General features: G+C 37.3%; 11 protein-coding genes and 1 other annotated feature. Of the genes, 2 read left to right on the forward strand and 9 right to left on the reverse strand.

The window, feature by feature from the left end:
- Positions 1–6: 6 nt before the first annotated feature.
- The 7 genes from LG296_RS13800 to LG296_RS13830 all read right to left on the reverse strand — a co-directional run bounded on the left by LG296_RS13800 (position 7) and on the right by LG296_RS13830 (position 8,297).
- Positions 7–153: a YezD family protein gene (locus LG296_RS13800; RefSeq protein WP_107935490.1), complete on the reverse strand. Its 147-nt coding sequence runs from the start codon at positions 151–153 to the stop codon at positions 7–9.
- Entirely contained in the window at positions 146–904 is a 759-nt protein-coding gene (locus tag LG296_RS13805) for a sirohydrochlorin chelatase (protein WP_107935551.1), read from the reverse strand. Before LG296_RS13805 ends, LG296_RS13800 begins: the two co-directional genes overlap by 8 nt.
- A gap of 16 nt (positions 905–920) precedes the next feature.
- Positions 921–1,682: a uroporphyrinogen-III C-methyltransferase gene (gene cobA / locus LG296_RS13810; RefSeq protein WP_107935489.1), complete on the reverse strand. Its 762-nt coding sequence runs from the start codon at positions 1,680–1,682 to the stop codon at positions 921–923.
- Positions 1,683–2,010: 328 nt separating this feature from the next.
- On the reverse strand, positions 2,011–2,193 hold the full coding sequence (locus tag LG296_RS13815) for a hypothetical protein (protein ID WP_107935488.1): 183 nt from the start codon (positions 2,191–2,193) through the stop codon (positions 2,011–2,013).
- Between the two features lie 13 nt (positions 2,194–2,206).
- A complete protein-coding gene (locus tag LG296_RS13820; RefSeq protein ID WP_107935487.1) occupies positions 2,207–3,403 on the reverse strand; it encodes a class I SAM-dependent rRNA methyltransferase in 1,197 nt (398 codons plus the stop codon).
- Between the two features lie 639 nt (positions 3,404–4,042).
- Positions 4,043–6,457, reverse strand: a complete 2,415-nt coding sequence (gene leuS, locus LG296_RS13825; protein WP_107935485.1) for a leucine--tRNA ligase — start codon at positions 6,455–6,457, stop codon at positions 4,043–4,045.
- A gap of 345 nt (positions 6,458–6,802) precedes the next feature.
- Positions 6,803–7,017 (reverse strand) — a binding site (T-box leader).
- Positions 7,018–7,103: 86 nt separating this feature from the next.
- A complete protein-coding gene (locus tag LG296_RS13830) occupies positions 7,104–8,297 on the reverse strand; it encodes an MFS transporter (RefSeq protein ID WP_107935484.1) in 1,194 nt (397 codons plus the stop codon).
- Positions 8,298–8,609: 312 nt separating this feature from the next.
- Between LG296_RS13830 and LG296_RS13835 the strand changes: the two genes are divergently transcribed.
- Positions 8,610–9,581, forward strand: a complete 972-nt coding sequence (locus LG296_RS13835; RefSeq protein ID WP_107935483.1) for a TIGR01212 family radical SAM protein — start codon at positions 8,610–8,612, stop codon at positions 9,579–9,581.
- A gap of 30 nt (positions 9,582–9,611) precedes the next feature.
- Positions 9,612–10,184 carry a class I SAM-dependent methyltransferase gene (locus LG296_RS13840; protein WP_107935482.1) on the forward strand — a complete coding sequence of 191 codons (573 nt, stop codon included), beginning with the start codon at positions 9,612–9,614 and terminating at the stop codon, positions 10,182–10,184.
- A 46-nt stretch (positions 10,185–10,230) separates the two neighbouring features.
- On the opposite strand, the gene LG296_RS13845 is transcribed toward LG296_RS13840, so the two are convergent.
- Both LG296_RS13845 and LG296_RS13850 read right to left on the reverse strand, forming a co-directional pair.
- A complete protein-coding gene (locus tag LG296_RS13845) occupies positions 10,231–11,730 on the reverse strand; it encodes a sodium:alanine symporter family protein (protein ID WP_107935481.1) in 1,500 nt (499 codons plus the stop codon).
- Between the two features lie 167 nt (positions 11,731–11,897).
- On the reverse strand, positions 11,898–12,701 hold the full coding sequence (locus tag LG296_RS13850) for an alpha/beta hydrolase (protein WP_107935480.1): 804 nt from the start codon (positions 12,699–12,701) through the stop codon (positions 11,898–11,900).
- Positions 12,702–12,764: the final 63 nt, after the last annotated feature.

The raw sequence follows: 12,764 nt of genomic DNA on the forward strand, positions 1-12,764 counted from the left end.
GTCAAATTATTTCAATCGAATTTTTTCATTTTTTTCGATTTGCACGATGATGTTATCCTGAACAATTAAAGTAATTGAGCCATATTTCATCGTGCTCATCATCTTTTTAAGGTTTTCTACTGCCTGCTCAAAGTTTTCTTGTTTTTTATCCATTTAGAACACTCTCCCTATACGAATATAACGTCTCTTTTACTCGCTCGATTAGCACCTGACGTACGTTTTCGTCATATCCAAGACAGTCGCAAAGTACTACTTCATCGTCTGAAAAACCAAGCTCAGCCATCTTCTTTTGAATACCAATTTTTAAAAGACCGGTAAACAAAATATATGGCACTACATATACCGGCTTTTCGCGATTGGTTTGTAATTGCTCTAATGCATTTTCAAATGAAGGACCTTTTCCGTATAAGTAACAAATATCGACCAATGCATAGTTATATTTTCGTTTTAGGTTATTTGCAATTTGTTGAAAATCGATTTGAACTCTTTCATCGCTGCTTCCTCGTCCAATTAATAAAACTTCAATTTCTTCATTTTGCTTTGTGCTCTTCTGGTGCACTCTTTCTTGTAAACTATCAATCAATTTTTCATTAATGCCAAAGGGTTTACCAAATGTGAATGTAACACTTGGATACATTTCCTTAGCTTTATTAATTTCTAGGGGAATATCTTGTTTGGCATGGTTTGCAGTTAATAAAAGAATAGGAATAATAGCAATTTCTGTTGCACCCTTTGCAACACATGCAGACACTCCTTCTACAATAGAAGGATCCGCTAACTCAAGGAAGCAAATTTCTTGAATCGCTACATTAATTTGAGGCTTTACTGTTTCAATGAATTGTCTCGCTTCTTCTACACCAGCTTTTACACGGCTACCATGTGCAACATAAAGTACTGCTTTCAAACTTTTCCCCTTCTTTCTAAACTGGAATTCCTTGTTTTTTTTCTTTAAACCACGCAATTTTTTCTCTCATTCTAACAACTTCACCAACAAGAATCATACTTGGATTTTGGATCTCCTCATTTTTTGCTATGTCTACAATTGTTTCTAATGTACCTGTAATTGTTTTCTGGTGTTCTGTTGTTCCCCAATGGATAAGGGCGACAGGCGTTTTTGGACTACGATTATATTTCATTAGCTGCTCTGTTATGTATGGCAGATTGCCTACCCCCATGTAAATGGCAAGCGTATCAACTGATTCAGCTAAACCCTTCCAGTTAATCGTATCATCTTTTCCTTCTCTCATATGCCCTGTCACAAGTGCAAAGCTAGATCCTAAATCACGATGAGTAACAGGAATTCCTGCATATGCAGGGGCTGCTACACCTGAGGTAATCCCTGGAACGATTTCAAAAGGAATGCCAGCTTCAACTAATACCTCTGCTTCTTCTGCCCCACGACCAAATACAAAGGGATCTCCACCTTTTAAACGTGTTACTACCTTTCCCTCACCTGCATGCTCGACTAGGAGTCTATGGATTCGATCTTGAATGACACCATGTAAGTTTGGTAATTTACCAACAAAAATAAGCTCCGCGTTCGGCTTTGCAAATTCTAATAGTTCCTTATTTACCAGGCGGTCATAAAGAATTACATCAGCTTGCTGGATACACTTTAACCCTTTGACTGTAATAAGATCTACACTCCCTGGTCCTGCTCCAACTATATATACTTTCCCCATTATGAACCCCCTACGTAGCACAAAATAATACTTTAATATAAACATAACAATTCTTATTGGTCAACTATGTTTTTAAAAAATATGATTTTTCTGTCTATTAAAAATAATTTTTATGACCCTAAAACTTTGGTCGACAAATTACCTCGATTTAAAGTGTTTTTAGGGCCTCTAGTTTTCTAGTCAGCTTATTTAATTCATAGTAAACTTATATACATAATAAAATTAATGGATTTAAGTGTCAACAACACTTTCTAAAAATTTCAATTAATCGCGATATCCTTTGCTCCATTAAAAAAATGCTTGGAGATTAAGCCTCCAAGCATTTTGATTATCGATCTAGTTCTTGATAGCGTACCTGAAAGCGTCCACCATCAGATACTGCTGAATGATAAAGTGCCTTTAGAGCTAAATTCTTTTCTAGACCCATTTCACTTTTAATACGCTTAAGTTCGTCATGAAGCTCACGTTCTTCATTTACTAATTTAAGCATTGTAGATTTCGAATATTTCATAGTAACTCATTCCTTATTTAAGTAATTGAATAATACATACCTTTAAATAATTAAATTCTGGATAATCCTCTAATATCACAAAATCCTCTGGAAGCTGATGTTGTTCTAGGATTTTATATCGCTGATTTTTTTCTTTAAAAGCTTTATCGATAAAAGTTTTAAATTTCTTCATATTAAAGCTCGCATTATTTGTTGAAGCAACGATAATCCCCTTAGCAGCTGTAATTTCTAACGCTTCCCCAATTAGCTTCGGATAATCCTTTGAAGTACTAAATGTCATTTTTTTCGTACGGGCAAAGCTAGGTGGATCAAGGACAACCACATCAAATTTTAATTGATGTCTAGCAGCATAGGAAAAGTAATCAAATACATTCATAACCTTAATTTGCTGTTGCTCATAATCAATTCCATTTACACTAAATTGCTCAATAGTCATTGGCAAGCTTCTTTTAGCAAGGTCAACACTTGTCGTTTCATAAGCGCCGCCTAATGCTGCAGCAACGGAGAAGGCTCCAGTATATGAAAAAGTATTTAAAACAGTTTTCCCTTCAGAAAATCGTTCACGAAGGGCTAGTCGAACATCTCTTTGGTCAAGAAAAATACCAGTCATCGCCCCATCGTTAAGATTGACAGCAAAATTCATGCCGTTCTCTTTTATAATAATAGGAAATTCTCCAACTTCCCCTTCAACATAATCATCCTGATCTACATATTGACCATTGGTATCAAAACGTTTTTTCTCATAAATACCACGAAGCTCTGCAGTTTCTTTTAGTGCAGCAAAAATAGTTTCACGGAATGAATAAATCCCCTGGCTATAGAAGCTGATCAAATAAAAACCATCATAATAATCGATTGTTAGTCCACCGATTCCGTCCCCTTCGCCATTAAATACACGAAAGGCTGTAGTATCTTCTATATTGTAGAATGAATCTCGCTTTATAAATGCTTGCTGGAACTTCACTTTAAAAAAGGCTTCGTCGATTTCCTCTGTTTGGTTATTTGTAAGAACCCAGCCTATACCTTTATTTTGTTTTCCGTAATAACCCGTTGCGATATATTTTCCATTAGGGCGAACAATTTTTAAAAGCGTTCCTTCCTCTAATGCTTCATCAATTGTTTCTGCTGCCTCTTTTAAAATAAGAGGATATCCATTTGAAACCTCTGCTACAAAATTCGGTTTTAGTTTTAATTCAACTAACTGATTCATCTAGTCATCCTAACTATATATAGTTTCACTTTATCTCTTTTTAAAATTTCTCTAAGAAAGTCTTCAAGTCTGTTTATTATGACATTGTTTCAGCAAAAAAGCGATTAAGTTCGTGAAACAGCAGGTATTTTAATTATGAAACAAACGGACTTGGAAACTCTTGTGTCCACTTTGTGATTTTTATGGGTTTCAAATTTAGTGCTCGTTTCGCCGTTATAGCTGTTTTTGACTTTTCTTGGGCACTGAGAATTTTGGTCACTGCCCAGTTACGACTTATTTTAGTTGTTTGGGGAACTGATGGCTGTTCTCTCTTCCCCATAACCGCTCTATCCTGCTGTTCGGGGCACTGAGTCCCGCTCTCTCTTCCCTATAACTGCTCCATCCTGCTGTTCGGGGCACTGAGTCTCGCTCTCTCTTCCCCATAACCGCTCTATCCTGCTGTTTGGGGAACTGATGGCTGTTCTCTCTTCCCCATAACCGCTCTATCCTGCTGTTTGGGGAACTGATGGCTGTTCTCTCTTCCCCATAACCGCTCTATCCTGCTGAATCAGTCACTGAGACTCTTACTTACTCATTCGCTTTCCCCAAAAGAAAAAACAGAATGCAATCTCCGAAATCGGACTACATTCTGCTTTAATTTTATTTTACTACGATATTCACTAGTTTACCTGGGACTGCAATGACTTTAACGATTTGCTTGCCTTCAGTAAATTCTAGAACCTTTTCATCAGCTTTAGCTACTTCTTCAAGCTGCTCTTTTGTTACATCTTTTGCTACTTTTACTTTCGCACGTAATTTACCGTTTACTTGTACGACTACCTCTACTTCATCATCTACAAGCTTCGACTCATCAAATGCTGGCCACTCTTCATAAGTTAATGTGCCTGAGTGTCCAAGAATTGCCCAAAGCTCTTCGGCAACATGAGGTGCGATTGGAGCTAATAGTTTCACGAAGCCTTCTGCATACTCAGTCGGGAAAACGTCAGCTTTATAGCAATCATTAATAAATACCATCATTTGTGAAATGGCTGTATTGAAACGCAGATTTTCGTAATCATCTGTCACCTTTTTCACTGTTTGGTGATATGATTTTTCAAGTGCTGTATCTGAGCTTGGTTGTACTTTTTCAGATAGAGTACCCTCTTCAGTTGTATATAGACGCCAGATGCGGTCTAAGAAACGACGTGCACCATCTAAACCATTTGTAGACCATGCAACTGATGCATCTAATGGCCCCATGAACATTTCATATAAACGAAGTGTATCAGCACCATGCGAACTTACGATATCATCAGGATTTACAACATTTCCTTTTGATTTAGACATTTTTTCGTTACCTTCACCTAAAATCATTCCTTGGTTGAACAATTTTTGGAATGGCTCTTTTGTAGGAACAACACCTAAATCATAAAGGACTTTGTGCCAGAAACGAGCGTACAGTAAGTGAAGTACGGCATGCTCTGCACCACCAATATAAATATCAACTGGTAACCAGCGCTTTAATAGCTCGGCATCGGCAAGTGCCTCATTATTATTTGGATCGATATATCTTAAGAAGTACCAGCTTGAGCCTGCCCATTGCGGCATTGTATTTGTTTCACGACGACCTTTTTTCCCTGTAACTGGATCTACAACATTCACCCATTCTTCAATATTAGCTAATGGAGACTCACCAGTACCTGAAGGACGAATATTTGTTGTCTTCGGTAATTCTAATGGTAATTCCTCTACAGGAATTGTTGTCATTGTGCCATCTTCCCAATGAATTACTGGAATTGGCTCACCCCAATAACGTTGACGAGAGAATAACCAGTCACGTAAACGATAAGTAATTTTCTTTTCGCCCACACTATTCGTTTCAAGCCATTTGATGGCATTAGCAATACCATCTGCTTTGTTTAAACCATTTAAGAAATCAGAGTTGATATGTGCACCATCTCCAGTGAAGGCTTCATTTTCAATGTCTCCACCTTCAAGAACTGGAATGATTTCTAAACCGAACTCTTTAGCAAACTCATAGTCACGTTCGTCATGAGCAGGAACAGCCATAATCGCACCAGTACCATAAGTTGCTAATACATAGTCAGCAATCCAAATTGGAATTTCTTTTCCGTTAATTGGATTAATAGCAAATGCTCCTGTAAAAACGCCTGTTTTTTCTTTTGCTAAATCTGTACGTTCTAGGTCAGATTTCATTTTTACTTTTTCTAAGTAGGCTTCTACTGCTTCACGTTGTTCGGCAGTTGTAATTTCATCGACTAATTTATGTTCGGGAGCTAACACGCAGTATGTTGCACCAAATAATGTATCTGGACGAGTTGTGAATACTTCAAATTGGTCTTCTGTACCAGCAACAGTAAATTTCACTTGTGCCCCTTCAGAACGACCAATCCAGTTGCGTTGCATGTCTTTAATCGATTCTGGCCAGTCAACTTCTTCTAAATCATCTAGTAGGCGATCAGCATACTTCGTAATACGCAGTACCCACTGACGCATTGGTCGACGTTCAACAGGGTGCCCACCACGCTCAGATTTTCCATCAATTACTTCTTCATTTGCAAGTACTGTACCTAATGCTTCACACCAGTTTACAGGAATTTCGTCTACATAAGCTAAGTCCATTTCAACAAGCTTTGTAAAAATCCACTGAGTCCACTTATAATAGCTAGGATCTGTCGTATTGATTTCACGATCCCAATCATAAGAGAAACCTAATTCTTGAATTTGACGCTTGAATGTCGCAATGTTTTTTGCTGTAAATTCAGCAGGATCGTTTCCAGTATCTAAAGCGTATTGCTCTGCTGGAAGACCAAATGCATCCCAACCTATTGGATGCAATACATCATACCCTTGCATACGTTTAAAACGCGATAAAATATCTGTCGCTGTGTAACCTTCTGGGTGACCAACGTGTAAGCCCGCTCCTGATGGATACGGGAACATATCCAATGCATAGAACTTTGGCTTTGATGAATCGTCTAACGTTTTAAACGATTTGTTTTCTAGCCAGAATTGCTGCCATTTTTTTTCGATTTGCTGATGATTAAAACTCATGTACTTACTCCTCCTTAATATTGAATGGGCACTCTGTGTCGACATGAAGGAATGGATTATAAATTACACCTTGGCGTATTTTCACCCAGATTTTATCAAGCTAGCTTGAAAACTACCTCTAGAAATCTGTGGTATCCGCTGGTGGCTATAACTTCATTCTTTAAAGGTTTGAACCTCTACTGAATGAAGTTAACAAAAGCTGTAACAAAAGTAGATTATCCTAATAATGGTAAAACTAATCATCGTCCATGAGCACTTTGACTAGACTTTTACTAGAAGTAAATAGTTACTTTGGATGAAGTTGACAAAATATTTAAAAAATAAAAAAACTCGCCCCTTTCCTTAGAAAGGGACGAGAGATATTTTTAACTCCCGCGGTACCACCCAAATTAGTGACACTACACTCAGCTTAACTTCCATAACGTGGAAAAACGGTTTTAGCTACTAGCTTCACTAAAACAGACTCCAAGGCGAGTTCAATTTCTAGACTTACTAGCTCGCACCACCCGCTAGCTCTCTTAAAAGCTTCAAAATTTACTATTCCTTCTCATTGTCGTACTTTTCATATTTTAATCATTTTAATGTATCCAGGAAAAATAAACAAGTCTTTCCTATTTGGACTAGTTAAAATTTCCTTATTTTAAATTCAATTCTCTGGAATATGATTAGTATATTGGCTATTTTTCCTTTTGAGTGGGCGATCATAAATAAGGCAAGGAATAATTCCAATTATAAATAGTCCACATAACACAATAATTAAGGCATCCATATTATAGACGTCTACAATAATTCCTCCCACGAAAGGTCCAATCATCCTTCCGATGGAGCCAATACTATTTACAACCCCTTGATAAGTACCGCCCTTCCCTTTAGGTGCTAGCATATTGGCAATCGTAGGTACTGCTGGCCACACAAAAATTTCTCCTAAAGTTAAAACCATCATGGCAATTGCGAACATTTTAAAGCTCTCTGCAAACAGTATGATGCTGAATGAAAACATCATGATTAGCATTCCCACAACTAACTGAGCTTTTATTTGCTTCTCGTACTTTTGTACAAGGGGGCTAATAATAGGCTGAAGCGTAATGATTAGTAAACCATTGATAGACCAAAGTAAACTATACTCTTTCAACCCAATTCCGAGACCTTGTATATGTGTTGAAAGTGTCGTGGACCATTGTGAATAAGCGACCCATGCCAGTAAAAATGCACTACACAGAATAAGCAATGAGTAAAAATTGGCCTTTGATGAATGACTTTCAACGATTGTCTCACTCTTCTCTTTTTCGATTACCGGTACCATATGACGATATGTTATAAGAGCTAAAAGTAAAAATAGGATATACAAGCCTAAATTTGAGATAAATAAATAGTCGAAGCTCATTTCGGCAATTGGACCTGCTAGAGCTGGACCGACTGCAACGCCAAGATTTTGTGCTAAATAAATGGCATTAAAGCCTTTTCTTCCACCTTCTGGCCAAACAGCTCCTACTAAAGCGAACATTGCCGGTATAACAATTCCACTTCCAAAGCCCATCACGATTAAAAAGTAAACATAATGTGGCCAGCCGTGCCAGATTGTAATTCCTATTAATGAAAAGACCGTGATCGAAATTCCGAGCATAATCGATCTATAGCCGCCGAATTTATCGAACAAATATCCACCCACTAAATTCCCTAACACAGTCGCACCTGCATTCATCATTAGAACAAACCCAGCAACTGATAGTGATTGTCCTAAATGGTCATGCATGTAAATTGTATTTAAAGGCCAAATAAGCGAGCTTCCTGTAATATTTATAAATGTACCGATCACGAGTAACCATACATTTTTGGGCATTTCCATACTCCTCCATTAAAACTAGCAAAAGCACCCTTTAACTTAAAAGTTGATGTTCTTCTCATTTTGTTTATTTTTTAGTTCACCAAAAAATAATAGTAGTCTCCTTTTTTCAAAAGCACAAGAAAAATTGTCAGGAATAAAAGAAACAATATATTATGGATTATCAAAATATTTTTTCGATAATGAATTGATTGGTTAATAGAACGATAATTTCCATACTTCATTAGAATTACAGTAAAATGTCAGCTTTGTTCAAGTGCCACAAGTACTTTTTCATGGTAGAATGATTTGTTAGAGGAGTGAAATTATATGTCAGAACAACATCAATTCCCTTTCCCTTCTGATGGGAAACGTTACTATACATGGAATCGCTATTTAAGAGATGAATTCGGTAAAAAGGTATTCAAGGTTGCACTTGATGCAGGCTTCGATTGTCCTAATCGTGATGGCACTGTTGCCTTTGGAGGCTGTACTTTTTGTAGTGCAGCTGGAAGTGGAGATTTTGCAGGAGACCGCGTAGATCCAATACCAGTCCAATTTGAAAAAATCAAAGATAAAATGCAGCATAAATGGAAAGATGGCATGACGATGGCCTATTTCCAAGCATACACAAATACTCATGCACCACTACATGTGTTAAAAGAAAAATTCGAGGCTGCTCTTGCTTGTGAAGGTGTAATGGGGTTAAGTATTGCGACTCGTCCAGATTGCCTACCAGATGATGTAGTGGAATACTTAGCAGAGTTAAATGAGAGAACCTATTTATGGGTAGAGCTAGGCTTACAAACTGTCCATGAAAAAACAGCGAATTTAATCAACCGTGCCCATGATTATGCTACATATATAGAGGGTGTAGAAAAGCTGCGCAAGCATAATATTCGCGTATGTACGCATATCATCAACGGCTTACCGTTAGAGGACTACGATATGATGATGGAAACTGCTAGAGAAGTGGCGAAGCTGGATGTTCAAGGAATTAAAATCCACCTTCTACATTTGTTAAAAGGAACACCTTTAGTAAAGCAGTATGAAAAAGGAATGCTCGAATTCCTAGAAAAAGATCAGTATATCCAATTAGTAGCTGACCAATTAGAGATTATTCCACCGGAAATGATAGTCCACCGCATTACAGGTGATGGACCGATTGATTTAATGATTGGACCAATGTGGAGTGTTAACAAATGGGAGGTTCTTAACGGAATCGATGCCGAGCTTGAACGTCGCGGTAGCTGGCAAGGAAAACTATATGTTCCATCTACATCTACTAATGGAATCTTATAATCGCCAGTTAATAAGAGGATGTGAAGAATTTTGAAGCTACAACGTGTATTACAATATGCTCAAAACCTTTTAATGCAGACAATTGAAAAAGGCGAGATTGCCGTAGATGGTACAGCTGGGAACGGACATGATACCTTATTCTTATCTCAGCTTGTAGGAGAATCTGGGCATGTCTATGCATTTGATGTTCAGCAGCAAGCCATAGATTCTACCTTAAAAAGACTGTCTGAACACGGTGCAAGAAATGCTACTGTTCTATTGGATGGCCACGAAAACGTGGCTAATTACGTTCAGCAAGAAATTGCTGGTGCGATATTCAATCTAGGGTACTTACCTGGTGCTGACCATTCAATCATTACTCAAGGAAATACAACAGTAATTGCTATTGAACAATTACTTAAGCTATTAAAAACTGGTGGTGTCATTGTACTTGTGATATACCATGGACATGAAGGAGGAATAGCCGAACGTGACGAGGTTTTACGTTTCGTTAGCTCCCTCCCACAAAAATATGTTCATGTATTGCGCTATGAATTTATCAATCAAAAAAATGACCCGCCCTTTATCGTTGCACTAGAAAAGGTAAAACAATTTCCTGAATGAGAAAAAGCGTGAAGTAAACTAGTTTTTGTTTACTTCACGCTTTTTATTATTGGTCTTTATTATTCTTTTCCCAGAATGTTGCGTTTTTAATACCTAATTTAATAGGATCGAAGACTGGATCTTTTCCTTCTTTTTTCTGTTGCTCATAATCCTTCAACGCGAGAATCGCTGGCTTCATGATGATTAAGATAGCAATGACATTTATCCATACCATCAATCCTAACCCTACGTCACCCATTGCCCACGCTAAATTTGATGTTCTAACTGTCCCGTAAAATGCAGCTGCTAAGATGGCAATCTTCGCTATCCAAATACCAATCTTTTCGTAAGTACCCGAGAATAGGTAAGATACATTTGTTTCTGCAATATAGTAATAGGCCATAATCGTTGTAAATGCGAAGAAGAATAATGCAATCGCAACAAATGGTGCGCCAAAGCCAGGTAAAGAAGAATCTACTGCATATTGAGTATAAGCTGCACCTGCTTCAATGCTTTTAGCAAATGTAACTTGCTCTTCCCCTGATAATTGACCGGAATTGAATTCCCCAACTTGAACGAATGTAGCTGCTGGATCTGCAGCCTTTTCATCATGCACATTATACATTCCTGTAAATAGAATCATAAATGCAGTAGCCGAACAAACTAGTAAAGTATCAATGTAAACTGAGGCTGCTTGAACTAAACCTTGTTTGGCAGGGTGAGAAACCTCAGCTGCAGCTGCTGGATGAGGACCTGTACCTTGACCCGCTTCGTTTGAATAAATCCCACGTTTAACTCCCCAAGCAATAGCCGACCCTATTAATCCACCAAATAATTCTTGAGCACCGAAAGCACTAGAGAAAATAAGTCCGATTACACTTGGTACCTCAGAAATATTCATGAAGACGATAACAAGAGCCATTAAAATATAAGCAATCGCCATAAATGGAACAATAATTTGAGCCGCATTGGCAATCCATTTAACTCCACCAATAATAATAATACCTAGTAAAATAGCAATAACTAGTCCCGTAATCCACGCTTCAATACCAAAAGCACTTTGAACTGCACCAGCAATCGCATTTGACTGAACACCAGGCATTAACACCAGCATTGCAATTAAAGCTGCTACTGCAAAAATTACAGCAAACCATTTTTGTCCCATTCCTTTTTCAATATAGAAGGCAGGACCACCTCGATACTCAGTTTCTTTTTCTTCTTTGTAGATTTGAGCTAATGTCGATTCTACATAGGCTGTAGCTGCTCCTATGAAGGCAATCGCCCACATCCAGAACACTGCCCCTGGACCACCAAAACCAATTGCTGTAGCAGTACCAGCGATATTACCAGTCCCTACACGACCAGAAAGTGCAATTGATAAAGCTTGGAAAGAAGAAATTCCTTTCTCAGATTTTTTACCTTTAAACATTAGAGCAAACATGTCTTTAATATGTCGTACCTGCAAAAAACGAGTCATAATCGAGAAGAAAATCCCCACGATCAAGATTCCATAGATAAACCATGGACCCCAAAAAAAGTCGTTTAGCGCTTTTACTAAACCTTCCATCTGAACACCTCTTTTTTTATGTATATTTTATTGTTATAAAATTCAATATATTACACAAATTGAATTTATTCAATATTTTTCGATAATTAAAGATTTATAATCTACTAATATATCCCCTTTAAATACAAAAAATACTCAGTTATGGTGGACTGAGTACTGAAAATTTTTTATTTAATTATATAACCGAGTGCTCTAAGAACGTTATTCATGAAATCCTTTGAGTAGATGAAAATTTCTTCTCTTTCATTATCATGGAATAGATTATGATAACTATATGGCCACTCCTTATATTGAACCTCTGTCGATTTTTGATTGAATAACCATTTACGAACTACAGCTGGATCAGTAATTTTATCCTGCTTGGCTGTTATTAATAAAATCGGCAATGACAAATTACTTTCTTGTTCAGAAATAATATTTTTCATAAGGTTCTGTACACCCTTATACCATCCAACCGTTGCATAGGAATGGTAAGGAATTTTATCTACTAACTCCTGATAGCCGTCATTATTTCTAGTTAGCATTTTCTTGTCGAATTTTAAAGAGATTTTTTTATTTGAAGCCAGATTTCCTAAGTTAGTCATGGCATTTGTTAATAAATTCGTAGTTTTTCTTAAACTTAGCCATGGTGATGTCAGGATTAAGCCTGCACATTCTACTTCATTTTTTTTCAAAAAGTTAATCGCTAAAGTAGCTCCTAAGCCATGCCCAATGATAAAAACAGGTAGCTGATATAGTACCGCATTTTGCATTAGCTTTTTAATAAAATCCGAGTATTCCTTTATATCTTCATCATGAATTTTTGCATATTTTGAATTCTTTCCATGACCAGGTAAATCACCCATGACGATTGTAAAGCCCTCTGTTCGAAGCTTTTCGATTAACCATGCATACCATTGATGCTGCTCGAACGCACTATGTAAAAGAACAACAACAGCTTTTGCTTGTCCCTCTGCTTCCCATTTCCACATAACTTCTTGCCCTCCTACCCAATTAAAATGGGCAAACTTGCATTCTAATTTTCATTCTTTGCT

Origin of the sequence: Ureibacillus chungkukjangi (assembly GCF_044795995.1) — a bacterium.
Lineage (GTDB): Bacteria > Bacillota > Bacilli > Bacillales_A > Planococcaceae > Ureibacillus > Ureibacillus chungkukjangi.